The organism is Sphingobium chungangianum, assembly GCF_977014255.1.
Genome location: NZ_CDRNIV010000004.1, coordinates 119,129 through 142,335, shown reverse-complemented (window position 1 = coordinate 142,335; position 23,207 = coordinate 119,129). Strand labels below are relative to the sequence as shown.

The 23,207-nt window shown below is 63.7% G+C and carries 22 protein-coding genes and 2 pseudogenes; 22 read left to right on the top strand and 2 right to left on the bottom strand.

Going from position 1 to position 23,207, the window contains the following annotated elements; all coding sequences use genetic code 11:
- Window positions 1-399: 399 nt before the first annotated feature.
- From ACWNC0_RS05770 to ACWNC0_RS05745, 6 genes and pseudogenes are all read left to right on the top strand, one after another.
- Entirely contained in the window at window positions 400-1,251 is an 852-nt protein-coding gene (locus ACWNC0_RS05770) for a DUF7146 domain-containing protein (protein WP_449470237.1), read from the top strand.
- A 77-nt stretch (window positions 1,252-1,328) separates the two neighbouring features.
- Window positions 1,329-5,551: pseudogene (locus ACWNC0_RS05765) on the top strand (strawberry notch-like NTP hydrolase domain-containing protein).
- Between the two features lie 102 nt (window positions 5,552-5,653).
- On the top strand, window positions 5,654-7,708 hold the full coding sequence (locus ACWNC0_RS05760) for a ParB/RepB/Spo0J family partition protein (protein WP_449470236.1): 2,055 nt from the start codon (window positions 5,654-5,656) through the stop codon (window positions 7,706-7,708).
- 174 nt (window positions 7,709-7,882) lie between these two features.
- A pseudogene (locus ACWNC0_RS05755) lies at window positions 7,883-8,835 on the top strand (ArdC family protein).
- A 43-nt stretch (window positions 8,836-8,878) separates the two neighbouring features.
- The gene (locus tag ACWNC0_RS05750) at window positions 8,879-9,487 is read left to right on the top strand and encodes a DUF6927 domain-containing protein (RefSeq protein ID WP_449470235.1); all 609 of its coding nucleotides are present in this window, start codon (window positions 8,879-8,881) and stop codon (window positions 9,485-9,487) included.
- Between the two features lie 244 nt (window positions 9,488-9,731).
- Window positions 9,732-10,232, top strand: a complete 501-nt coding sequence (locus ACWNC0_RS05745; RefSeq protein ID WP_449470234.1) for a thermonuclease family protein — start codon at window positions 9,732-9,734, stop codon at window positions 10,230-10,232.
- On the opposite strand, the gene ACWNC0_RS05740 is transcribed toward ACWNC0_RS05745, so the two are convergent.
- Window positions 10,233-10,721, bottom strand: coding sequence for a hypothetical protein (locus tag ACWNC0_RS05740; protein ID WP_449470232.1), 489 nt, complete (start codon window positions 10,719-10,721; stop codon window positions 10,233-10,235).
- A gap of 183 nt (window positions 10,722-10,904) precedes the next feature.
- On the opposite strand from ACWNC0_RS05740, the gene ACWNC0_RS05735 reads away from it, so the two are divergent.
- The 8 genes from ACWNC0_RS05735 (at window position 10,905) to ACWNC0_RS05700 (ending at window position 17,761) form a co-directional block, all read left to right on the top strand.
- Window positions 10,905-12,530 (top strand): PRTRC system ParB family protein, encoded by a 1,626-nt coding sequence (locus tag ACWNC0_RS05735; protein ID WP_449470231.1) that lies wholly within the window; start codon window positions 10,905-10,907, stop codon window positions 12,528-12,530.
- 32 nt (window positions 12,531-12,562) lie between these two features.
- On the top strand, window positions 12,563-12,994 hold the full coding sequence (locus ACWNC0_RS05730; RefSeq protein ID WP_449470230.1) for a PRTRC system protein E: 432 nt from the start codon (window positions 12,563-12,565) through the stop codon (window positions 12,992-12,994).
- Window positions 12,995-13,040: 46 nt separating this feature from the next.
- Window positions 13,041-13,247 (top strand): PRTRC system protein C, encoded by a 207-nt coding sequence (locus ACWNC0_RS05725; protein WP_449470229.1) that lies wholly within the window; start codon window positions 13,041-13,043, stop codon window positions 13,245-13,247.
- Window positions 13,248-13,664: 417 nt separating this feature from the next.
- The gene (locus ACWNC0_RS05720; RefSeq protein WP_449470228.1) at window positions 13,665-14,411 is read left to right on the top strand and encodes a hypothetical protein; all 747 of its coding nucleotides are present in this window, start codon (window positions 13,665-13,667) and stop codon (window positions 14,409-14,411) included.
- A 6-nt stretch (window positions 14,412-14,417) separates the two neighbouring features.
- Complete coding sequence (locus ACWNC0_RS05715; RefSeq protein ID WP_449470226.1) at window positions 14,418-15,254, top strand: PRTRC system protein B; 837 nt, start codon at window positions 14,418-14,420, stop codon at window positions 15,252-15,254.
- The gene (locus ACWNC0_RS05710; RefSeq protein ID WP_449470225.1) at window positions 15,251-15,910 is read left to right on the top strand and encodes a PRTRC system protein A; all 660 of its coding nucleotides are present in this window, start codon (window positions 15,251-15,253) and stop codon (window positions 15,908-15,910) included. The genes ACWNC0_RS05715 and ACWNC0_RS05710 overlap by 4 nt, the downstream gene beginning before the upstream one ends.
- Window positions 15,900-16,658, top strand: coding sequence for a PRTRC system ThiF family protein (locus tag ACWNC0_RS05705; protein WP_449470224.1), 759 nt, complete (start codon window positions 15,900-15,902; stop codon window positions 16,656-16,658). The genes ACWNC0_RS05710 and ACWNC0_RS05705 overlap by 11 nt, the downstream gene beginning before the upstream one ends.
- 62 nt (window positions 16,659-16,720) lie before the next feature.
- Window positions 16,721-17,761 (top strand): deazapurine DNA modification protein DpdA family protein, encoded by a 1,041-nt coding sequence (locus ACWNC0_RS05700; protein ID WP_449470223.1) that lies wholly within the window; start codon window positions 16,721-16,723, stop codon window positions 17,759-17,761.
- Here the strand turns inward: ACWNC0_RS05700 and ACWNC0_RS05695 are convergent.
- A complete protein-coding gene (locus ACWNC0_RS05695; protein WP_449470221.1) occupies window positions 17,740-18,417 on the bottom strand; it encodes a hypothetical protein in 678 nt (225 codons plus the stop codon). The two genes, ACWNC0_RS05700 and ACWNC0_RS05695, sit on opposite strands and share 22 nt — an antisense overlap.
- A 175-nt stretch (window positions 18,418-18,592) precedes the next feature.
- Here ACWNC0_RS05695 and ACWNC0_RS05690 point away from each other — a divergent pair, with 175 nt between their 5' ends.
- The 8 genes from ACWNC0_RS05690 (at window position 18,593) to ACWNC0_RS05655 (ending at window position 23,026) form a co-directional block, all read left to right on the top strand.
- On the top strand, window positions 18,593-19,237 hold the full coding sequence (locus ACWNC0_RS05690) for a hypothetical protein (protein WP_449470284.1): 645 nt from the start codon (window positions 18,593-18,595) through the stop codon (window positions 19,235-19,237).
- Window positions 19,238-19,250: 13 nt separating this feature from the next.
- Entirely contained in the window at window positions 19,251-20,060 is an 810-nt protein-coding gene (locus ACWNC0_RS05685; protein ID WP_449470220.1) for a Mom family adenine methylcarbamoylation protein, read from the top strand.
- An 89-nt stretch (window positions 20,061-20,149) separates the two neighbouring features.
- A complete protein-coding gene (locus ACWNC0_RS05680) occupies window positions 20,150-20,410 on the top strand; it encodes a hypothetical protein (RefSeq protein WP_449470219.1) in 261 nt (86 codons plus the stop codon).
- 5 nt (window positions 20,411-20,415) lie between these two features.
- On the top strand, window positions 20,416-20,856 hold the full coding sequence (locus ACWNC0_RS05675) for a hypothetical protein (protein ID WP_449470217.1): 441 nt from the start codon (window positions 20,416-20,418) through the stop codon (window positions 20,854-20,856).
- A 142-nt stretch (window positions 20,857-20,998) separates the two neighbouring features.
- Window positions 20,999-21,376 (top strand): DUF3768 domain-containing protein, encoded by a 378-nt coding sequence (locus ACWNC0_RS05670; RefSeq protein ID WP_449470216.1) that lies wholly within the window; start codon window positions 20,999-21,001, stop codon window positions 21,374-21,376.
- Window positions 21,377-21,630: 254 nt separating this feature from the next.
- Entirely contained in the window at window positions 21,631-21,963 is a 333-nt protein-coding gene (locus ACWNC0_RS05665) for a hypothetical protein (protein ID WP_449470214.1), read from the top strand.
- 152 nt (window positions 21,964-22,115) lie between these two features.
- Window positions 22,116-22,565: a DUF736 domain-containing protein gene (locus ACWNC0_RS05660; protein ID WP_449470212.1), complete on the top strand. Its 450-nt coding sequence runs from the start codon at window positions 22,116-22,118 to the stop codon at window positions 22,563-22,565.
- Between the two features lie 149 nt (window positions 22,566-22,714).
- Window positions 22,715-23,026, top strand: coding sequence for a DUF7673 family protein (locus tag ACWNC0_RS05655; RefSeq protein ID WP_449470210.1), 312 nt, complete (start codon window positions 22,715-22,717; stop codon window positions 23,024-23,026).
- Window positions 23,027-23,207 lie beyond the last annotated feature (181 nt).

The following is a 23,207-nucleotide window of genomic DNA, read 5'->3' as shown; positions in this document are numbered from 1 at the left end:
CCGTCAACCGCAAAAACGCGCACCAAAACATCAAGTGTTCCAGAACCGGCGAACAAAAACCTCAAAATCGAACCGGTAATCCTACCTCCCCCAACAGGTCAGGAAGGCCCCAGCAGGACAGGCAAGCTCCCCCAACAGGTCAGGTTCAAACCCCCATCCGGTCAGCCAAACACCCCCATCCGGTCAGGATAGCCAGCGTAACTAACTGATACACCTAACGTTTCTGCTACCCGAATCTGAATCTTTTGAATCAGAAATCCTTCCGCTGCGAGCAGCGGCGTTTTTATAGATATTGATTCGGGAGAATCGGCAGCCGTTCTCCCTGACACGCCTGCCGACCACAACGCCAAATTCGGGAGGGAGGGGGAGGGGGAGCGAAGTAGCGAGGAGGAGGTGACAATGCCCCTTACCGCTAGACGACCTTCACAAGAACTCATCGACCTGGTCGGGACGCTGGGCGGATCCTGGTCCGGCTATGTCGCGATGGTCCGCTGCCCAGCCCACAATGACAGTGAGCCGAGCCTCTCGCTTCGACAAGGCGACCATGGGATTCTCGTGACATGCTTCGCTGGATGTGATCGCCTGGATGTCCTGCGAGAACTTCGCCGCGTTCACCGTCGAGGTGGATTTCCGGAGCCGTGCCCCACTGGCCCATCAAAACCGAGAACCGGTGAGCACATCTGGGATCAGGCGATCGAGATCCCCGGTACATTGGGCGAGCGTTATCTGATGCGCCGAAGCATGTTGCCCACACCGCCGGATGTGCGATTTCACCCGCGCTGCCCATACCTTCCACGGCCAAGGACTATCTATCAGCCTGCGTTGATAATCGCAGTGCGCGAGGCTCGGACGCTTGTTGCCATACAACGAATCTTCCTCGACGCGGTCACCGCCAATCATGTCAGAAAGATCATGCTGGGCACGCCGCGATCAGGCGCGTGGCGCGGGAGAGGCTTGGCCTCAACCCTCGCGATTGCCGAAGGGTTCGAAACGGCTGAAGCGTTCACGCGCATACACGACGTTCCATGTTGGGCCTCACTCGGAGCCCGGCGCCTTGATCAGCTCGCGATCCCGCAAACAGTCGAAACCCTGCTGATCGCCGAGGATAACGACGCCGAGGGACGACGGGCGGCTGCCGCGGCCGAAGCACGCTATGCCCGGCCCGGGTTGACCATCCGCCGAGCACCGCCGGCGCGCAAATACAAGGACTGGGCGGAAACCCTCGACGACCTTTCTCTGCGCAACGCCTAAGTGCGCCCACGTGGAAAAGGGGAGGGGGATCGAGTGCGTGACGCTGCCGAGCGTGCAGCGACGCAGGAGATCCGAACATGTCAGACCTTTACCATGCCGCGGGGCAGGCGGACCGGCACGCCGCACACCTCATCCTCCCATTCCTGCAAGATAATACGCCGCTCACGCGGCGGGTCCTCAATGAGGCTATGGTCACCGCATACGGAGGAAATGATGCCGACGGGCTGTGGACCCAACGAACGAGCTTCGAGGTTCTCGAGCACGCTATCGCACTTCACCTTCGGTCGAATGCGAAACCGCTATCGTCGTTTGCCGATGTTCTCGAGCTCATCGAACTCTCCAATCGCCTGCCGACGCAGACGGTCCGCAGCGAAGAGCAACTCCAATGGCAGCAATTCTCGACTCCGGTCGATATCGCCGCGGTGGCCATCCTGCTCGCCAACGTCCAGCCCGATGACGTGGTCCTCGAGCCGAGCGCTGGAAATGGCCTGCTTGTTGCGCAGATCGACGCGCACAAGTCCCTTCAACTGAACGAGCTCGACGCAAGTCGAAGGGATCGTCTCGACGGCGTCTTCCCGGACGCGGCTGTCAGCGGGCACGACGCGGCCACGATCAACTCGAGCCTCGCATCCGTCGATCGTCCGACACTGATCCTCATGAACCCGCCGTTCTCACGGTCGCTCGGGCGCGGCGCGGATGACTATGCTGCCGTTCGTCACCTCCAGGCGGCACTACGGCGCCTTCAGCCCGGCGGCCGCCTGGTCGCTATTATGCCAGACTGGTTCGGACCGAGCGCGCGGATGCGCGATCAGTATGAAACCGTCCTTCGCGACGTTAGCGTGCGAACCGCGATCCGGCTCGAACGATGCTACCTGAAGCACGGCACTTCGATCGCCGTCCGCATTTTTGTCATCGACAAGGTGCCGGGAGGGGCGCCGCCGTCGATCATCCAACGTGCGTCCGTCGGCGAATTGCTGTCCGTCCTCGCCGTCTCCGAGAGGTCGACAGTTCGCACCGATCCCCGGGAAAGTGGCGTGAAACGCCAGGGCGGAGTTTCACTCTTCCGCGCGGTCAGAAGCATCAGACCCGAGCCGCGTGCCTATCACGCGCCAGTGCGGAACAATGTGCTGCCCGTCGAATATGCCGGCCTCGAGACACCGGCCCCGCTTCTCGAACAGACCGGGGTCTATCTTCCCTACCGGCCCAGCCGGATCCAATTCGCCAAAGCCGGCGAGCACCCGACGCCGCTGGTTGAGTCCGTGGCAATGGGATCGATCCCGGCGCCGATACCAGACTATGTTCCATTGCTACCCGAGCGAACGGTCGCTGAGCGGCTCCTATCATCGTCGCAGCTCGAAACCGTCGTATATGCCGGCCACGCCTGGTCCCAGACGATTCCCGGTCGATTCAAGTCGGACAAGGAGGGTGTGGGGCTCACGCTCGCCGAAGACGGACATTCCTACCGAAAGGGCTTCTTTCTCGGCGACGGCACCGGGGCAGGGAAGGGGAGGCAGATCGCGGCCTGCATTCTCGACAACTGGCTTCAGGGTCGGCGCCGCAACATATGGGTCACCAAGAATGCGCCCCTCCTGGAAGACGCCCGCCGCGACTGGACCGCTCTTGGCGGCATAAGCGGCGACATCCAGCCCATATCGAACTGGAAGATCGACGAGCCCATCAGGCTCGACCAGGGCATTCTTCTCGTCACCTACCCGACGCTGCGGTCGATGCGAGGCGAGCATAGCCGGTTGAAACAGATAATTGACTGGGCGGGTGCCGACTTCGAAGGGGTCATCGCCTTCGACGAGGCCCATGAGATGGGCGGCGTTGCCGGCGGGGAGGGCGCTCTCGGGGCCAAGGAGGGGTCGCAGCAGGGTATTTGCGGCGTTCTTCTCCAGAACAAGTTGCCCGGCGCGCGCGTGCTCTATGCTTCGGCAACTGGCGCGTCCGAGGTCAACAACCTCGCCTACGCCGTCCGGCTCGGCCTCTGGGGTCCAGGGACCGCCTTCGCCGATCGAGAGCAGTTCATCAGCAGCATTCGGCAAGGCGGGATCGCGGCGATGGAACTGGTTGCTCGCGATCTCAAAGCTACCGGCCTCTACATGGCCCGCGCGCTCAGCTTCGCAGGCGTCGAATACGAGATCCTGCGGCACGAACTGACCCCTGCGCAGATCGAGATCTATGACACCTATGCGGACGCCTGGTCGATCATCCACCAAAATATGGAGAGGGCGCTCGAGCTGACGGGCGTCGTTGACGGCCTTGAGAACGCGACACTCAACAGCGGCGCTAAGGCCTCGGCCCGGTCGCGGTTCGAGTCGACCAAACAGCGTTTCTTCGGACAGGTGCTACTCTCGATGAAGCTGCCGACCGTTATCGCGGCGGTGCGCGAGCACCTCGAAAACGGTCAATCGGTCGTGCTGCAGCTCGTCACGACGGGAGAATCAATCCTCGACCGGCGCCTGGATGCGCTCAGCCCGGATGACCGGGCCAACCTCGAGATCGATCTCTCTCCGCGCGAATATGTCGTCGACTATCTGGAGCGCGCATTCCCGACGCGGCAAATGCTCGTCTTCACGGATGACACTGGCACCCAGCGCTCGGTCCCGATGGAGGATGACGCCGGCAACCCGGTGTATAATCCCGAGGCCGAGGCGGCCAGAGAAGCACTCATCGAACAACTCTGCGCGCTGCCACCGATTGCATCCGCGCTCGATGGCCTTCTCGAACACTTCGGTCATGCCAACGTCGCCGAAGTGACCGGTCGAACAAAGCGGCTCGTTACGACCGGCGATGGCGGACAGAAGCTCGAGACGCGGTCGCCTCGAACGAGTCAGGCCGAAGCGTCCGCGTTCATGCAGGGCCTCAAGCGCATCCTCGTCTTTTCAGATGCCGGCGGTACGGGCAGGTCCTACCATGCTTCGCTCGACGTCGCGAACCAGGACCAGCGCGCGCATCTTCTACTGGAGCCCGGGTGGCGGGCGGATCGCGCCATCCAGGGCCTCGGCCGAACGCATAGGACACACCAGGCGAGCACGCCGCTGTTTCGGCCGGTCACGACGGACTGCAAGGGGGAGCTGCGGTTTACAAGCACCATCGCCCGCCGTCTCGATAGCCTTGGTGCACTCACCCGCGGCCAGCGGCAGACGGGCGGTCAGAATCTGTTCGATCCTGGGGACAATCTTGAGAGCGAATATGCCTGCGCGGCTCTCGTCAGCTGGTTCCACCTTCTCGTGGCGGGCAAGCTCAGCAGTACCTCGCACGCCGAGTTCGAACGGCGTACCGGCCTGGAGCTTTGCGACAAGGACGGCGTCATGAAGGATGAACTGCCGCCGATCCAGCGGTGGCTCAATCGGATCCTGGCGCTACCCATCGCCCTCCAGAACAAGATTTTCGACGAGTTCCTCGCGCTGGTCGAGACACGTGTCTCGGCTGCCCGCGATGCAGGGCGGCTCGATGTGGGCGTCGAGACGATCCTCGTGGACAATGCCACGCTGGTCGACGACATGCTTCTGCGGACCGATCCGGTCAGCGGCGCTACCTCGCACCTTCTGACGATCGAGATCTCACGCCGGCGGGTGCCCGTTCACTCGCGCGCGTACTCCAGATAGCCGACGCCGATGCGACGACCGAATTTCTCGTGAACGGGAAATCGGGAATGGTCGCGCTCCAGACCCGTGCGCGCTCGCTTATGGAGGAAAAGGAAGGGACACCGATTCCGCGGTTCGAGCTCATCCGTCCGACCCGCCGGGAATATATGCGAGAGCAGGACCTGTTCGAAAGCGCCTGGATCGCCATCGATCGGGAAGGCTTTTCGGCAAAATGGACCGAGGAAGCGGAGAGGGCCGCCAACACGGTCGACACGGAGACCATACGGCTCGCGACCGGCCTGCTTCTGCCGATCTGGTCCGCGCTCCCGAGCGATCATCTTGTGGTCAACCGGATCGCCGACAGGGCCGGCAACAGCTGGCTCGGCCGCCTCGTGTTCGACGAGCACGTGGTTCAGCTCTTCACGAAGCTCGGCATCGATCGCGCCGAAAACTTGCCCGCGGCCGACATCGTGAAATCCGTATTGTCGGGCCGGAGCGTCGATCTTGCGCGGCCATTCCCGATGACGATCAAACGATCCCTGGTGAACGGGTCGAAACGCATCGAACTGGTCGGCGCTCCTTCGCAGCAGCTCGCCTGGTTGAAGTCGATCGGCTGCTTCACCGAGGTCATTCAGTATCGCACGCGCGTCTTTTTGCCTGTCTCGGACGCCGCCGACGTACTTGAGCGGATCGTGGCAGGCGCGGCCTGAGCGCGCTTCTACCGGACCAACTTCAGGGAGCGAACGGAGAAGAGGGGAGGGGGAGCTGGGATTGTGTCCGGATTTCGCCGGACATCAGGAGGAGTTCCCCCAGTGATCCAGACCGTCAAACTTAACAAGCTCAAGCTCTCGCCCATCAATGTCCGCACTGCCCCCGACGATCAGCTCCAGATCGAACCCATGGCGGCGAACATAGAGGCCAAGGGGGTCTTGCAGAACCTGCTGGTGACACCCGCCAAAAAGCCGAAGGGATGCTTCGAAGTGTTCGACGGCGGTCGGCGCTGGCGCGCACTCCGCCTTCTCGCCGAGCGCGGCACGATTTCAGACGCAGACTTTGACGTTCCGGTGATGGTGCTGACGGGTGACGACGCCGAGCTTTCCGAGACCTCGACCGCGACCAACTTCCACCAGCTCAAGATGACGCCGGCGGAGGAATGCCGGGCGTTCCAGCATTTCATCGGGGCGGCGGGCGATGTCGATGCGGTCGCCAAGCGCTTCGGCGTGACGCGCCGCTTCGTCGAAGGTCGCTTGCGCCTCGCTGCCCTTGCCGAGCCGATCTTCGCGGCGCTGAGCAAGGCGGAGATCACCCTCGACATCGCCAAGGCCTACGCGTCGACCGAGAACCAGGAGAAGCAGCTCCACGTCTGGGACAGCTATCGCCACGGCCAGGTGACGGCCGATACGATCCGGCGGGTTATCGCAAACGAGTCGGTCAAGGCGAGCGACCCGATCGCGCTTCTGGTCGGCGAACCCCGCTATCGCGCTGCCGGCGGAAAGATCGATGGCGACCTCTTCACCGACGGAAACGATCGCTGGGTCGACCCCGAGATCGCGCACCGGCTTGCGGCGGAAATCATGGAAGCGGAAGCCAGGCGTATTGGTGAGGTGACGGGACTTGCATGGATTCGTCCGATCGCCAGCAACTATGCACTCAACGCGGCCCACGGTCTTTATCGTGCGATCCTTCAGCCATCCGAGCTGACCGCGGACCAGTTCGCCCGTCTCGCCGAAATCGAGGAGCGTCGGAGCGTGCTCGAGGCGGCGATGCAGGATGGCGAGCTTTCCGATGATGAGATCGGTGAAATCCAGCGGGAAGACGATCGACTGGTCGCCGAAGTCGAAGCGATTGAAAACCGCCCGCAAGTCCTGCCGGATGATCTCAAGCCCCAGGTCGGAGCATTCCTCCTTCTGACCCCGGAGGGCGAAATGCGCCTCGACTCGCAATATTACAGCGAGCGCGAGATTGTCATCGGGAAGGAGGGAGATTCCGATGACGACCACGCGGAATCCGATGGTGACGCGGGCGGCGGAGACGATGAGTCCGTCGTCTCCGGCGGAGGCTCGCGGGCGCCGACACCACGGCCTGAAGCGGCCGCCCCCGGCGGCAAGCGGCTGAGTGCCCGGCTCTATGATGAATTGGCCATCCAGCGGCGCGACATTCTCGCATCGTGCCTCTTGGCGCAGCCGGCGCTGGCACTCGACTACGCATTGTTCGTGATGATCGACGGCCGCACGAGCCCGTCGGCCGAGTCGACGAGATATGGAACGACGATCCGTGCAGGGGCGCCATATGATGCGGTAATGAACGAGCTACCGAGCTCGCGCGCCCGCGAGTATCTCGCCGAAGCGCATGACGGACTCGATGTCGCGTGGACGGAGCACGACGACGAGATTGATCGGTTCGAAGCGTTCCGTGCGCTCGACGATGACAACAAGGCGAACTGGCTCGCCTATATCGTCGCGATGTCGATCGAAGCGAAGGCGGGGAGCTTGAACGCGGCGGCGCCGCTTCACAAGCGGCTCGCATCGATCCTCGACATCGATGTCGCGAGCTGGTGGAGGCCGACCTCCGAGAACTTCTTCGATCGCATCAACAAAGGAAGCATTCTCAGCCTTTTGCATGACGTCGGAGGTCATGCGCTTACTGCTCGCCATGCCACACTCAAGAAGACCGAGATCTCGGAAAGCTGCGAGAAGCTCTTCGCCGGCGCGGCAATCGTGGAACCTGAGGTAAAGGCGGCCGCTCTCGCCTGGTTGCCCGATGCGATGCGCTTCGCCGACGGCGCGCCCGACCGGACGTCGAGCCGAGCCGATTGTCACGAGGAACGCGAGTCCGAGGGCGATGTGCCTGAGGAGGCTTCCCCCTAGCGGGAGCCGAGGCCGAGATATCAGACACTCACGACACGCCGGCGCTCAGCGCAGCCTGAGACGCCGGGATGGGGTGGTCGCGTTCCCCGTCCGGGTTCGCGTACCACCCCAACCGTTTCGCATCGCCGCGGGCGCCGAGCCCGGCGGTTTCGAATTTCCCAGCGGGAGCTACCCATGTCCGCAAAAACCCGCTCGGGCCGCGATGCCGCGGCCGAGATCACCGACCTCATCATTCGCAAGCTAGAAGAAGGCGTCGCCCTCGGTCCCGGCCCTGGTGCGTTACCGGAACCGGGGGGCGCCCGCTTCGGCACTGCGGAACACCGTACACGGGCATCAACACAGTCTATCTTTGGGCGATCGCCGACGCCTGTGGATATCGCTCGCGCTACTGGATGACATATCGTCAGGCCGAGGCCCTTGGCGGTCACGTCCGGCGCGGCGAGCGAGGCTCGCTCTCTGTCTATTACTCGAACTTCAAGAAAACCGAGGCCGATCCGGTCACCGGCGCCGAGAGCGAACGAAGCATCCGCTTTCTTCGGCACTACATCGTCTTCAATGGCGATCAGATCGACGGCTTACCGCCGTATTTCTATCCGTCGGATGATCCGGTCCCGCCGATCGCTCCCTCCGTCCGGCAGGCGGCGATCGATGCCTTCTTCGATGCTGTCCCCGCCGAGGTCCGCCATGGCGGCGATCGAGCCTATTTTCACCCGACGTTCGACTATATCCAGATGCCGCATCGCCGCTCGTTCAAATCGATGGACCATTATGCATCGGTCAGGGCGCACGAAACGGTCCATTGGTCGGGCGGCACGGGCCGGCTCGGTCGTACGTTCGGCAAACGGTTCGGGGACAAGGCCTACAGCTTCGAGGAGCTCGTCGCCGAAATCGGAAGCGGGCTGGTCTGCGCGCATCTGGGTCTTCCCAACGAGCTTCACAACAACCACGCGAGCTACGTCGCACATTGGCTCGGGATTCTTCGGGCGAACAAAACCGCCATCATCCACGCCGCATCGAAGGCCGAACAAGCCTTCAATTACCTCGCCGGTTTCCCCTCGACCAATCCGGGTGTCGACGGGGCCTCCGCATCAGCCGAAGCCGATGAGCGGATGGTCGAAGCGGCCTGACATCACCACCGCATAGTTTCGCAAATCACCAACGGAGGCTCCAATGGGATGGCTCACCATGCCCTTCTCGTCGATGGGCGGCCACACGACTGCAAAGGCCTATCTCGACGACCAGTTCATATATTTGCGCGAAGCCGACGGGCAGATGTCGGGCCTCAAGGTTCTGGCGTCATCCTGCCCGCAAAATCGCACTTACTATGCCGCCGTGCAGGTGATCTCGAATGGCGTCGCCGGCGAGGTTTTTGCGGTCGTCTGCAAGGTGCTATGGAATCCCCGCAGCAAGTCGGGCGAGCAGTTCGGCTACAAAGACATGACCGAAAACATGGGGCCCTGTGAGGATAATTGCCCGCGGCATATCCTCGAGCTTCTGTCGCCCACCGAGAACGAATACGCCCTCGACTGGCGCCGGAGGTGCGCCGCCAATCTGGCGCTCCGGTCGCGCGCGATCGAGGACGGCGACAGGATCAGGTTCGAAGCGCCGCTCGCATTCAGCGACGGCCATGTGGGCCAAGATTTCGTTGTTGAGAAACGCGGGAGGCGCGCGATCCTCAAAGACCCCCAAACGGGCGGACGATATCGGGTCAGCCGCTTTATGGACCGCCGGTGGCACGTTATCCCCACAACCAAAGTCCACAAGACGATCTTCGCCTGACGACCCCGACCATCTTCAAAGCTTCCTATCCGGAGGATCCAATCATGCTTGCTCAAATTCCGGGTCTGTCGCCCAAACGGCGTCAGCTTTGCAGCCGCGAGAACGCCAGCCGCGTTGCCTCGCGACTTTTCGATCTGCAACCCGGTCGCATCGCGGTCGTGAGAACCGGAAATCCGCTCCAACCGTTCCGTGTTTGCTTGACACCATCAGTCGGCGACGAGGTCGAGCTGGAAATGGTGTCTTGATGCGCCGGGTGATCCTCGTGCTTGCCGCCGCGGCGCTCGGTGAGGCGCCCGCCGTGCCTCAAAGTTTCGATGCGACCGCACGCGCGCTCGACGGCGATACGGTCGCCGTCGACTTCCGGCTCCTCGGCGTGGACGCGTTCGAGCGTCGGCAGCTTTGCCAGCGCTCGTCGGGATGCTGGGAGTGCGGAAAGGTTGCGCAGGATTTTGCGGCCAACGCGCTGCGGTCGAAAACGGCGACGATCCGGCTTACGCCATCGATCTCATATGGCCGACCGGTCGCGACCGTGACCGTCGACGGGAAGGATCTCGGCGAACATATGATCCGCGCCGGCCTTGCGGTTCCCGAGGCCCGCTACCTTCGTGACGATCCGGTACGCGCCCGCAAATATGGCGCTGCGTTCGCGGATGCCAAAGCCAGGAAGGCAGGGGCCTTCGCCGGGAACTGGATCGAACCATCTCGCTGGCGCCAGGGCGACCGTCTGAGCTGCGAGCGACGGTGATCAGGCCGAAAGCGCTGGATCCGACCACCACGAAGGTCCCTGCTCGAAGTCGCGGTCCAACTTTACCATGGGTCCATCCGGTACGGCGGCCACATAAGGGTTGATGAGAGGCATCAGGCTTGCCTTCAGACGCTTCTGCTCGCCCGCTACCCTCCCGCGACGCTCGAGGAGATCCTCGAGCCATTCGAGATCGTCGAGCATCGCCACGATGCCGCGCCCGGCGAGCGAGAAATAAATGCATCGCTGAAGGTCGTCCGACCCGTCATTAGCCAGGATCTCGGACAGCTTCAGTTTTCCCGCGGGCACGCCCTCGTGAACCCAGCTGACTGCCTCGCGTAGCTCGCGGACCGAATAATAGGCGTCATCCACGCCCGTGCCGATCGCCGCGTTGGCGATCATGCGCCTAGTCGGCCGGTTCTCGGGATCAAGCGCTGCATCGCGCAGCGTGATGTCTAGGTCGAAGCGGTCTCTGAGTGTCGGCGTCGTCATGGTCATTCTCCTGCGGGTAGGAACATAACGGGAACAATATCAACGGTCAAATGCTTCCGACGGATCGCGTGGCGTCGGCACTCAGCGCCTTGTTCGGCCGATCGGCGACCGGAACCGTCGGGCACCGAAAGGGGAGGGGGAGGGGAAGGGGTGAGCAATGAGCTCACCAGAAGGAGACGCGCCTTGACCGAACCGCAGCCCACAGGGACCGCCAGCATCGTCCCGCTCGCCAGGATCGTGCCGGGTTACAACCCGCGCCGCTATTTCGACGAAAAGAAGCACGCCGAGTTGGTCGAATCCCTCCGGTTGCGAGGCATGCTCCAGCCCATGCTCGTTCGGCCGAGCGAGCCCCCCGACGACGAATACACGATCGTTGCCGGCGGTCGCCGCTACCGGGCGGCTCTCGAAGCCTTTGGCGCCGACGGGGAAGTCCCCGTGATCGTGCGGCGGATGACCGACCAGGAAGCCCTAGAGGCAGCAATCGACGAGAATGACATCCGCGACGACGCGTCGGAAACCGAGCAGGCCGACGCCGCGGTTCGCGTTCTCGCCGCATGCAATGATGATCGCGCCGAGGCCTGCCGCCGCCTTGGGTGGTCGCGCGCGAAGCTCGATCGCCGCCTGGCCCTCGCGGGGCTGTCGGAGCCGGTCAAGGTCGCGCTCGACGAACGCCGGATCAAGGTCGGCCATGCCGAGCTCCTCGCCGCGGTCCCGGCCGACAAGCAGGAGAAGGCGCTTGAGACGATCCTCAAGGCCGGCCTCGATATCGGCAAGACCCGCGAGCTGCTGATGCGGATCACGCAGGACCTCGCCAACGCCTGCTTCGACAAGAGCGAGTGCATGGCGTGCCCGTTCAACTCGGCAGCGCAGCGGGCATTGTTCGAAACCCATGTCGATGACGGCCATTGCACCAATCCCGAATGTTTCCAGCTCAAGACCGACGCGGTCGAGCGGGCCGCTGCAGCGGAACAGCAGCGAGCGGCTGCCCAGGCCGCAGACCAGGGTGCGGCCGGCGAGGCCGACGACGACGGCGATCGCTCCGAGGAAGAAGCCGTCGTCCCGGGCGATTCCGGCGAGCGATCGGACGGCGATCGTGCTTCATCCCTCCTTCCTGCTCGATCGTCGCCTCGCGCGGCGCCGGGTGCGCCAACTCGAACGGGCCGGACCGGGGTTACGGTCTCATCGCTCGCTAGCAGGACTGCAGACCTTCGAGAGACAATGTGGCGAACAGCACTGGCGCGGGGACTTGCGGCGAACGCCGCTCATGCCCAGGCCGCGATCCTCACAGCGGCGCTGACCGGCACGCTCTCGGAAATCAAGTCGGCCACGATTCCCTCGCGCGCGGCGCTGCTGGTCGACCCTGCGTTCCCGGAACTCAGTTTCAAGGCCAAGATCGACGAGGTCCGGGATCTTTCGAGCGACCGCGCCGCGACAGTGCTGTCCGCGATCGGCGCAGCATATGCGCGCGACGTGCAGTTGTTCGCTCACGTTGCCGAGCTTTCGAGGGCGTTCGAAATCGATCTCCGAGAGGTCTGGCACGTCGATCGCCAATTCCTCGAGCGGTACACCAAGGACGAGCTCAAGTTCATCGCCCAGGAGTGCGGCCTCATAGCCCATATGGGCGAACGCAAGTTTGCAAAGCTCCTTGGGTCCAAAAAGTCCGACCTCGTTTCGGGGATGCTGAACGCCAGCGGTTTCGATTGGGCGGGTCGCCTGCCGAGCGCGATGACGCTCGACGGAAAATACGAGCCGCCCTGTGTCGACCTCCACCACGAACATGAAGGCCAGACGGCCGAGCTCGCGGCCTGACCGCCCGCCAACCTCACGAAAGGATCGACACGATGCTGATCGCAAATTTACTGCCGCTGCTTGGCCGCTACTCGCTCGCCTTCAACCTCATCGCAGGCCCCGACGACACCGTCACGCTCACGATCATTCCGCGCGGTCTCGAGGGCGAGAGCCACAAGCTCGAGCAAGGTGAAACCCGCCCTATCGCGATCACGGCCAGCGCCGCCGAGATCGATGCCGAGCTCGCAAAGGGGGCTGACGGCGCGCTCGGCCAACTGATTACGGCGCGTAAATCGCTTGCCGATCAGATCGCCGACCAGCGCCAGGCGGCCGAGGCCGCCCGGACCGCCTCGGCCAAAGCGGCGAAGGCCAAGGCGGCGTCGACCGCTCCCAAACCTGCATCATCGGTCGCGACGACCAAGGCGCCCGCGCCTGCAGCAGTGCCGACAGACGCCAAGCCGGGCGAGCCGGCGAGCCTCTGGTGAGGCCTTTGCTAACGATCCGTTTCAATCAGCAACGAGGAAGTTCCCAATGCAGATCAATCATCTTGAGCGCGCATATCGATATGACGGCATCGATCTTCCGGTGCCGCCACATTTCGCCAGTGATCCCCAGGGTCTGCGATCGTACCATGCGACGCTCTATCCCGCGATCAACAACGCGGACCTCGTCGATGCCGGGGTCACTGGCGGCGTCCACGTCTCCGAGTATCGCCGCGCAGTTGGCACCAAGGGATGAGCGCGGCGCGAGCCGATCGCGCGACCATAGCGGCAGCACCGCGAAAGACGCTCCTCGAATGGATCGAGCTTGACGATGGCAACTCAACCAGCCCTTCCCAGCCTTCCTGCTCCTCGCAATCCTCGGCCCTCCACGCGCGGATCATCTTCAGCCCGAGCTGTCCCGAAGGCGAAGTTTACGCGCTTCGCCCCCCGGCTGGTCTGCGATTACCCCCGCTCGGTTGACATTGCCGGCCGAGCCGTCGCGATATCGCCGGACGTTCCGCTGGGTTTTGACCACCCGCTCGCAGCCCATCACAAAATCATCGGAAGATGGGTCGCCGCATCCGATCGCCCGGCTATGCGATATACCAGTTGGGAGGCGCGGAGGCGGATCGAGCGTGACTTCGACGCGGCAGTGCTGAGCGTCCTGCGCCCTTTGACGCTCGCCAACTTCAGAGTCGCCGTCCTCGCTGGAGACGAAGCGGGATCTCCAGCGATCGCGGTCGTCTGCGACAGCATGGGACAGCTGGATCTCGGCTGGATCGAGGAAAGCGATGCGCCAGTCGCCTGGCGGGCCGCCGCTTACTCGGCACTCGAGAAGACGCTTAGCACCGTCTTGCCGATCTTCGGCTACCAGGACCTCTTCGACGAAATCTCGCTCTACTATTGGGACGGGGAAACCGACGACGAAGCCGCCCGCCAGTGCATGATCGACTATCATGGCGCCGATCCGGCTGATCTCGATGGTCTTTCGCTTCCAGCAGAGATGAACGCGCGGCGACCCGAGTGGATGATCTCGGAAACTTCGGCGTCAAACAGGAGGTTACCCGCGGGCCTCAGACGAGCCCTTCGGGCGCTTCGCAGCAGTCACTCGCGGCTCCGGCGCTTGCCCGAGGATCGTAATGCCTGGCGCTTCGATTTCGAGCTCATCCACGAATATGTGCCGCATTTCGACGAATGCTCGACATTGCCTCCGCTGACGCTGGTGCCTGTCGACGTCTTCGGGCGCGAGATCGACGACGTCGCGCGACACGGCATGGAATACGGCTTCATGGACGTCGCCGGCATATGCATGATCGACCGGCCTGGGCTCGTCCACGACTGGTTCTCCACGTTCCGCGCGGGTGCGGAGTTCCTGCTCGCCGCGCAAAACCTCATCCAACTCGACCCATCAACATTGTGAGGTCCCATGTCTGATCACTGCACCCAGTTCGAGGCGACGGGCGGTGGCATGATGCTCACCAACGCCATTTTGCTCTATCGGAACGAAACCCGAGGCAATTCTGCCCCCTACGGATCGTACGCCGGCGATGCCGGGGCCTTCGCCAGCATCCATCGCGTCGAGCACCGCGATGAAGGCGGTCCAATCATTGCCGCGGGTGCGCCGCTGACCCGCGCACATCTTCGCCAATGGACCGACGCGCTCGGAAAGTCGGCCCCGCCCGAGGTTCTGCCGCCGAATATTCTCGTGGCCCACCCCGACATTCTTGCGTGGTGGGTTCCCGCACATGTCCGCCCGGCCTATTTCAATCTGTCGCGCCCGCCGGTCGGTCTGCGGGCACTGGCGGCGAGGACAATCGTTCGAGTCCCATATCCGGCACATCTTCTCGTCGCGACCCGGCGGAGGCTGGGCGTCTATGCGCTTCCGGGCAATGAACGACCAACAGCCGGCACGCCGGTCCGGCACTCGCCGATCCTCAACGTCTTCATCGACGGTTCGCTGTGCTGGGGTAACATCCCGAGGCCGAAGAGTTTGAGCGTCTCGGCGATTCCCGAGTTCGAGCGAGCGCTGTTCGACTCCTGGTCGACCCATCCCAACCCCGGGCAGGAGCTGACGGTCACGGGAAGGGGAGGGCTCATCGCTCTCTGGGACGATCTCGCGGCGCGCGAGGCGAAGCGATTCCCGGTCAGACGGCTCAGACCCTTTCTCGGCGATCGAAGGCAGCGCAAACCGAGGGTGTCGAAGTCTCCCCCAGCCGGAGGCATGACGCTCGGCAGGCTCATTGCCGAAAGCGCGGCACGATGAGCAATCTGGCCGATGATCCGACGGCGAGCGCGATCCTCGCGGCCGTTCCCTGCTACCCCGTTCCGCCAAGTGGTCGATCGCCCGCCCTGGAGGCGGTTCGGGCATCGCGCGATGGCCAGTGTCTCGCTGTCGGGCGTGATGGGGTCTATCTGATCGTTCGCAGACCCTGGCTCGAGCTCGAAGTGGCGGTCACTCCGTCGATCCCTGCCTATCTGCCTTATGGCAGTATCGGCGACCGGCGGGCCGATCTTCGCTGTGGCCTGATCCCGCGGACATTCTTCGATCGCGTGCTCGAGCACTTTCACGCGGCACTCCCTGACGAGGCCGCGGCGTTCATCCTGTGGGATGAGGAGGCCCGGGAATTCTCGCTTCATTTGCCCGAGATCGACGAGGCGACACCGTCGCGCCTCACCTATCGCACGCCGGTTCTCCCGCCCAAGCGTCACATTGTCTGCGATATCCATAGCCACGGCCATGGCGCGGCATTCTTCAGTGCGACCGACGATGCCGATGACGCGCACTCGACGAAGATATCGATCGTGATCGGGCGGCTGGATCAACGCGAGGGCCCTGACATCACCTCCCGGCTGTGTGCCGGCGGCATGTTCCTCGCGATGGCCCGCAGCCCATTCTCCGGAGAAAGCCATGCGAACTGAAATCGCCAATCGTCATTATCTCCCCGCGCAGTTCGACAATCGCGCGCTCCGGATCATCCTCGTAGGCTGCGGCGGGAATGGCGCGCAGATGGCGATGGGACTTGCCTCGCTCGATACGGCCCTGCGCGCGATCTCGTCCCGATCGCTCGACGTCACCGTGGTCGACGATGATATCGTCACCGAGGCCAATCTCGGGCGCCAGCCATTTTACCGCTGCGACGTCGGCAATTCGAAAGCCCATACGCTGACGGAGCGCATCAACCTCGCGCACGGCCTGTTCTGGACGGCGGTTCACGGTAGAGCGCCCGGCGCCGTCAATCTGTCCGAGGCCGATCTCGTGATCACCTGCGTCGATACAGCCTCGGCACGCCGTGCCGTCGGGGCGGCGCTTCTGGAGGCAAGCATGCAGCCTGCCTATTGGATGGATCTCGGAAACCGCGCCGGGGACGGCCAATTCATCATCGGCTGTCCGCGGCGAAAGCAGCGCGCGACCGAGCTGCATCTACCCACGGTTCTGGAATATTTCCCCGAGCTCGCCGACGACGGCTTGCCCGAAGACGACACCCCGTCCTGCTCGGTCGCCGAGGCCCTGGAGCGCCAATCACTGTTCGTGAATCGCGTCATTGCGAGCCATGCCCTCGCGTTGCTGTTCGACCTGCTCGGTCGCGGCTCGATCGGTCACGCCGGCGCATTCATCAATCTTGGCAGTGGGCAATCCGTTCCGATCGCTCTCCCCGGGACGGACTGAAAGCGTCGCTCCGTCGCCCAGCGGGCTTCACGGCTGTCGTGCCTGCGAAATGGAGTCGCACCATGCCGATGGAAATCATTGTCGGTCTGCCGCACCTCAATCACGGGCCGATCCTCGAACGCGTTCAGGAGCTTCGTGCGCCCGCGCTTATCTCCGCGAATTGCCTCTCTATCTGGTCACGGCGCAAAGGCTGGCCGGACTGGGGCGGCTGGCGTCTCGACAAGCTCGCCAACGCTCGCGACCTCCACAGCCTGTGCCTCGACAGCGCCGGCTTCGTCGCGACCGCGCACTATGGCGGCTTTCCCTGGAGCATTGCGCAATATGTCGCGCTCGCCGCCGCCTTTCCGTTCCGCTGGTGGGCGAGCATCGACTATTGCACCGAGGCCGAGATCGCCGGAGCGCGCGACGAGGTGCTCGACCGCATTTCCCGTACCATCCGCGCAAATCTCGACTGCTGGAGGATGGGACGCGAGGCCGGGATCGGAGGAAACTTTCTGCCCGTCATCCAGGGCCGAGCGCCGGCCGACTATGAACGCTGCGCCGACGGCATCTCCGATTGCATCCAAAGCCGGCGATTGATCGGCGTCGGCAGCATGTGCCGGCGCGAGGTCCACGGCCCCGAAGGACTGGTCGCGGTTCTCGACCATCTCGATCGCCTCCTCCCGGCAGGGATCCGTCTGCATCTCTTTGGCGTCAAGGGCAGTGCAATCCCGTTCCTGCTCCCTTTTCGCCACCGGATCGCATCGCTCGATAGCCAGGCATATGGCGTAACTGCGCGGCGCGACGCCTACGGCCGCGGCGTGTCTAAGACGGACGGCCTGGTAGCGGACCATCTGGAGCACTGGCTGCGCGTTCAACATCGACGTCGGCGAGCGAAGGCGCGAAACCTTCCGATCCAGATCGAACGGGCCCCGGCGTCCGAACCGTCCGACCGATGGGAGGCCGCGATCGCGCGCGCCCGGCAGGAAATTCGCGAGCTCATTGAAACGGGTGACCTCGAGCACGACGAGATCACGCTGCCGTGGGTCGAGCAATGGGCATCGGACATCTACCGTGACGCGCCGTTGCCGTTGACACGATCTCAGGATTGCGCGTCCCGCTGAACGGCATGTAGCACCGCCTGCTCCAGGTGTGGCATCCCGTCAGCTGCAAGCACTCTGATCCCAAGCGCTTGCAGGATATATGAGACGTCGGGTGGGATAGATGCCTCCGCCGCGGTGACCGGACTCCCCCACGGGTCGCGCGGGGAAACGGGCACGAACGTTCCGCCGATTTCGCGCTTGAGGCTTTGCCCCTGGATGGCGAAACCAGAAGGGTCGCAATCATAGTCGCCGTCGATCTCCGCGGCGATCTTATGGTCTCCGCAATCGCGCGCGACAAACGATCGGTGGCGGCCGCTGATCGCTCCATACATATCCGGAAGCGTCGGCACGCGAAGCCGGTTCACCCGGATCGGTCCCAGGTCCTGGCCCGATCGTCGAGCTGCCACCTCGCGGCTGATGCGCTCGATGCTCCACGGCTGCGACAGCACGAATTTTGACGGGATGGGGACGGGTGGGGCGCCCGAGGCCGGATTGCCCTTCGCGATCGACATGAGCGCCATGACGTACCGATCGACGGGGAAAACCCCGAGCACCGTGAGCACGCGCGTCCGGTGAGGCCCGGCACCTGGTTCATCGGCATCGCCGCTTGCACTGCCGGTAGCAAGACGAAGGTCGGTCACACCCGCGCGCATGCATTCCATCAGGTCGATGCCCATGCCCCGTCGCTCCTATCGGACCACCTCAGCTTAGTTCCGCAGACTGATTCCACCATTATGGACTGATCGGACCGCGACGTCACGTCTTGGCGCCTTTGTGCGCGTGCATCGGCGAAAGAGGAGAGGGGTCGGACTGGTGGAGCGAGGTGTGTCGCTCGATACCGGAGACCCAGCCATGAAATATGACGTCGCGATGCGCCATCACCAGGCGCTCGACCCCAGCGCCATCAACACTATCGCCGCAGGCCTTCACAACATCGAGGCCGCCATCAAGGACGCGCGAAATGCGGGCAAGGATGCCGAGACCGATCCGGCCGTCATTTTGCTGTGCCGACACCTGGCCGCCGTCTGCGACAGTCGATCTTCAAGCTCAGACCTGCGTCGAGCCTGCATGGACGAGATCGCCGAAATCCGGCGGCATCCGGCTCTCATTGCGCTCGCCTATCGCGGCGTCGCCTATGACTTAGATGCCAAACGGCAATTCCATGCCGACGGACGGCGGGCCATGCGGCGCCTCGCCGAGGCCTTGAGCCTCCCGGACGGGAGCTTCGACGTTCGATCGAACCAGGGCGGGATTGCGGTCTCGGGCGAGATCATCCTTCACGGTGAAGAAGCGTGGGTCGAGCTTTCCCTGGGCTGCATGGGTCCGGACAGGGAAGTCATGTTCCGCCGCGTTCGCGGTCGCACCGACTATATCGGCGATCGCAATCGGTTCGCTTCGGTTCGAGAGCTGCTGTCGCCCGATCGCTTCGCGGCTCGTCTTCGCTGCGAACTTGCGCTTACCCATGAGGCCGCCACCCTCGGCCGGCTCGTCGCCTGACCCGGCGCGACCGATGATTACTTCGCGAAGCCAGCGTTGGCGGGAGCGCCGGGCGCGCTGGGCGACCGACGAGGCCGTGATCGATCCCGATGGATACAGCGTCGATGTCCTCGAGCCCGATCGAGCGCGGCGCTTCATCGCTGATCATCACTATCTGCCGAACTATCCCGCCGCGCGCCTCGCGGTCGGGCTCTTTGGACGGGGCGCAATCCTCGAAGGCGTCGCTGTCTTCGCTGTCCCGGCGACCAATGCCGTGGTCACACGTCATACCGGGTTCGACGATGCCGGTCGCGGGTGCGTGCTCGCGAGGCTCATTCTGCTCGATTCCGTTCCGCAGAACGGCGAATCCTTCTTCGTCAGCCGCGCATTCCGCAAGCTTCGACGCGAACGTCCGCGGGTCGAGGCAGTTGTGTCGTATAGTGACCCGCAAGCCGGCCATATCGGACGAGTATATGCCGCGTTGTCGGGAGCGCACCGGGGAACGTCGCCGCCCAGGACCGTGCTCACGATCGGCTCGACCACCATAGCCGGCCGAACCCTCTCTAAGATCCGACTCGGCGAATGCGGTCATGGGGGCGCTATCGACCAGCTCGTCAAGCTCGGCGCACCGAGGCCGGGCATCATGGAGTCTCCGACGGCCTGGTTGTGGCGCCTGGAACGGGAACGCTATCTCGTGAAGCGCAGACATCCGGGTCTGTTCACTTATTGCTTCGAGCTTACGCGCGAGGCGCGCCGCCTGGGCCGCTCGCTCCCGCGGCTTCCCTATCCCAGGAGCTTGCCTATTCCCGAACCTGAGCTGCCCTTCGATCTCTCCCCCGGCTAACTCCATGAAGTTTCGCAGGCCTCGCACCTGCCTTGGCCCAAGAGACTTGCAATCTCTCCGGAAACTCCGTATTTTACGGATAGGAGATCATGATGACCCAGACCGCGACGTCCGTCGAGGTTTCCAAGGCGTTTGGCCGATTTGGCCGGCAGGCGCTGCGCGAGCCTCTTACCATCACCCATCACGGGGTGGCGAATCTCGTGCTCATGTCGGCTGCCGAATTCGAACGGCTGAAGCGGCGGGATCGGGAAGTTCTGACCATGGGCGACTTCACGGACGAGGATCGGGCGGCCGTCGCCGCGGCGCGCGCACCCAAAGAGGCTGATGCCTTCGACCACGAAGCGCACTGAAATCCGTGGCCTATCCGAACCCGGCACCGGGCATGGTGCTTCGCTATGCCTTCCTCTGGAGCCATGAAGCGAAAGCGGGGCGAGAAGAGGGCTCCAAAGACCGGCCCTGCGCGGTTCTCCTGACTGCACTCGACAAGAACGGTGAGACCGTCGTGACGCTTCTCCCGGTGACGCACACACCGCCGGAGAATCCCGAACTCGCCGTCGAAATACCGCGAGCAACCAAGCTGCGTCTCGGTCTCGACGACGAACGCTCATGGATCATCCTCACCGAGGCCAATCGCTTTATCTGGCCGGGACCGGATCTGCGTCCCGCAAAGCCGGGGGACGACCCGACCGATGTGTGCTTCGGGCTTCTTCCGTCGGCAGTCTACAACGAGGTCCGCGACAAATGGCTCGCGGCCTATGACCGGCGCCTGGTTCAGCACATCACGCGCACCGAATGACGACCTTCTCGCGCGGCCCGCTGACAAGGTCAACGCGTTGGCAGCGAGGATGCGCCTCGATTACGGTGCGGCCTCGCTGAAAAGGTGAGGGGGAGGGGGCCCGGTACCGAGCGGAATGGCCGCTCGAGCTCCGGAGCGCATCATGACCGTCCCCGACCCAGCGACCGATCGTTCGTCCAGCCTGACTGGCATCCGCCAACTCAATGACCGGTGCCGCCAAGGCCGCGATCCCTCCGCGCGCATCCTCATCACTGCGAATTGCCTCGCCACGTTCGCCCCTGGCGAGGGTATCGAGAGCGAACTTGTCGCCCAAGCCCGGCTGATGGCGGCCGTGAACAGCTTCACATTCGCCGAAGACGATCGCTCGGAACGGGACTTCGGCGAGGTCCTCGTCGACGGCCGCAGGGTGTGGTTCAAGATCGACTATTACGACCCCGCTCTGGAATTCGGTTCGGAGAATCCCGCCGACGCCTCGATCACGCGCCGCGTTCTCACGATCATGCTGCCTGAAGATTATTAGGCAGCTCCAGCCCGGCTCGGCGAGCCGACGCAACTCTTCACATCCCATTCCCAGGAGCAGATCATGTGCCGGATAGCGTCCGCAACGCCCGAAAACGGACAGGCGATCGCAATCGCTGTTGAGCGGCTTCGCGAAGCCCGTAAACTCCTGCGCGACGCCGGCGCCAGAAAGGCCGCGGCCGCCGCCGGACAGGCGATCAGCAGCGCCGAAGGTGCCGCCCGCCATGTCCAGCACCGTATAAGGAGATCCCGACCGTGAGCCGCCATCCGCGGTCGCCGAGGTCGGAAGTCCCCGACGTCCTCAAGGCCTTCGTCGGCTGGGATCGGCCGCTGCAGACCTTCTTCTCGCAGGTTTTCATCCGATCCGACGATCCCGAGGACGAGGACGGGGTTCTGTTCTTCTGGAAAGGGACCGAACCGGGCGAACTCTCGACCCCCGAGGCCGCGATCGAACTGGTCAGTCAATTTGCGCTCGTTCCGTCCGACCTGGCGGCGACACTTCGCGCGGAGATGGATGCGACGCGCAGCGAGCGGGATGGACCTCACCAGGCCGAAATGAAGAAATCGCTGTTTGGCTCGATCCACTAGGCGCCGGAGGCGCCGCCCAATCTCACAATCTCACAATCTCACTCCGTGCCGTGGCGCTGACACGCCTGCTCGGCCCCAGGGCCGAGGAGAGGAGGGGGTTGAGGAAGGTGTCTCGAACAAGGGGTTCGAGAGCATCTTCAAGGAGATTGGACATGAATATTGGCACGTTCGCCAAGAAGGACGATGGCTTCATCATCGGCAAGATCCAGACCCTGACGCTCGACCTCAACATCGCGTTGAAGCCGGTGGCGTCGCAGAATCCTAACGCTCCGTTGTTCGAAATCTTTGCGCTGTCGGCCACCCGCCAGTGGGTACGCGTCGGCGCCTTCTTCGAGCAGACCGCAAAGGGCGACGGGACCTGCTATCTCCGCGGCACGGTCGAAGACCCCAGTCTTGCTCAGCCGCTCTACATCACCGCGTTCCGCCAGGACGATGGCTCCTACAACGTCGTGTGGTCGCGGCCGACCCGCCGGCGCGATCTGCCCGCGGAAATGGCCGCCGGCGACATCAACCTCCCTCCGCTTCCGGGCGAAGCTGGAACGGAAGGTCCGCGGCAGCAGGATGGGCTCGGCGAGAGCTCCGCTGATCCCGCATTCGCCTGATACCAGCGCGTCAACGCCTCCGACGCGCCGCCGGCTCGTCCCGCCCGAAGCGGGGCGGGTCGGCAATCCCCCTGCTACCATGGCCCGCGGCTCTTGGAGCCCATGCAATTTTCCTTGGCTCCGCGGGCGAATGATGGAAAGCTCCACCCATGAACTCGATTCCGATCGATCGCACCTCCGTCGACGCCGCTCTCGAGCGGCTGATCGAGCTTGCCATGTCGGACACGGGTCAGGCGCGCCGGGCCGCGAACTTCCTCCTCGCTTGGTGGAATGGCGATGATCACGGCCATTTCGACATCACCCACCTGTTCGGCGTCGATGCTTCGGTCGCCGCCGACATTACCTCGGTGATCGGCTATCTCGGCCAGCATTCCGGCGCGATTTATGTCGACGCCTTCGGTCATCAGGCCGAGATTGCTGAAATCGGCCGGCGGTGGCGCGCAACGCCTGAAACTGCCTAGCAAGCACGATCTGAGGCGGCGCGCGCTGCCTCCCATCCACATGTAAGAGTACCGTTACCGCGCTTGTCGTGTCATCGCCACGAGCCGCGTCAGCGTGTCGGCGCCGACGCCGAGGCCGTGTTCCCGATCGCTCAACCGAAGAGCCTGCCGATTGCGCGGGAGGCGCTCACGCGCCTGCTCG

What these genes read in the sequence shown, in the direction of transcription:
- ACWNC0_RS05710 (WP_449470225.1), top strand. Translation starts at nt 15,251, where the DNA reads ATGAGCAATCTGGCCGATGATCCGACGGCGAGCGCGATCCTCGCGGCC.
- ACWNC0_RS05730 (WP_449470230.1), top strand. Translation starts at nt 12,563, where the DNA reads ATGCTGATCGCAAATTTACTGCCGCTGCTTGGCCGCTACTCGCTCGCC.
- ACWNC0_RS05670 (WP_449470216.1), top strand. Translation starts at nt 20,999, where the DNA reads ATGACCGTCCCCGACCCAGCGACCGATCGTTCGTCCAGCCTGACTGGC.
- ACWNC0_RS05725 (WP_449470229.1), top strand. Translation starts at nt 13,041, where the DNA reads ATGCAGATCAATCATCTTGAGCGCGCATATCGATATGACGGCATCGAT.
- ACWNC0_RS05745 (WP_449470234.1), top strand. Translation starts at nt 9,732, where the DNA reads ATGCGCCGGGTGATCCTCGTGCTTGCCGCCGCGGCGCTCGGTGAGGCG.
- ACWNC0_RS05690 (WP_449470284.1), top strand. Translation starts at nt 18,593, where the DNA reads ATGAAATATGACGTCGCGATGCGCCATCACCAGGCGCTCGACCCCAGC.
- ACWNC0_RS05705 (WP_449470224.1), top strand. Translation starts at nt 15,900, where the DNA reads ATGCGAACTGAAATCGCCAATCGTCATTATCTCCCCGCGCAGTTCGAC.
- ACWNC0_RS05700 (WP_449470223.1), top strand. Translation starts at nt 16,721, where the DNA reads ATGCCGATGGAAATCATTGTCGGTCTGCCGCACCTCAATCACGGGCCG.
- ACWNC0_RS05750 (WP_449470235.1), top strand. Translation starts at nt 8,879, where the DNA reads ATGGGATGGCTCACCATGCCCTTCTCGTCGATGGGCGGCCACACGACT.
- ACWNC0_RS05740 (WP_449470232.1), bottom strand. Translation starts at nt 10,721, where the DNA reads ATGACGACGCCGACACTCAGAGACCGCTTCGACCTAGACATCACGCTG.
- ACWNC0_RS05655 (WP_449470210.1), top strand. Translation starts at nt 22,715, where the DNA reads ATGAACTCGATTCCGATCGATCGCACCTCCGTCGACGCCGCTCTCGAG.
- ACWNC0_RS05685 (WP_449470220.1), top strand. Translation starts at nt 19,251, where the DNA reads ATGATTACTTCGCGAAGCCAGCGTTGGCGGGAGCGCCGGGCGCGCTGG.
- ACWNC0_RS05715 (WP_449470226.1), top strand. Translation starts at nt 14,418, where the DNA reads ATGTCTGATCACTGCACCCAGTTCGAGGCGACGGGCGGTGGCATGATG.
- ACWNC0_RS05660 (WP_449470212.1), top strand. Translation starts at nt 22,116, where the DNA reads ATGAATATTGGCACGTTCGCCAAGAAGGACGATGGCTTCATCATCGGC.
- ACWNC0_RS05770 (WP_449470237.1), top strand. Translation starts at nt 400, where the DNA reads ATGCCCCTTACCGCTAGACGACCTTCACAAGAACTCATCGACCTGGTC.
- ACWNC0_RS05695 (WP_449470221.1), bottom strand. Translation starts at nt 18,417, where the DNA reads ATGGGCATCGACCTGATGGAATGCATGCGCGCGGGTGTGACCGACCTT.
- ACWNC0_RS05680 (WP_449470219.1), top strand. Translation starts at nt 20,150, where the DNA reads ATGATGACCCAGACCGCGACGTCCGTCGAGGTTTCCAAGGCGTTTGGC.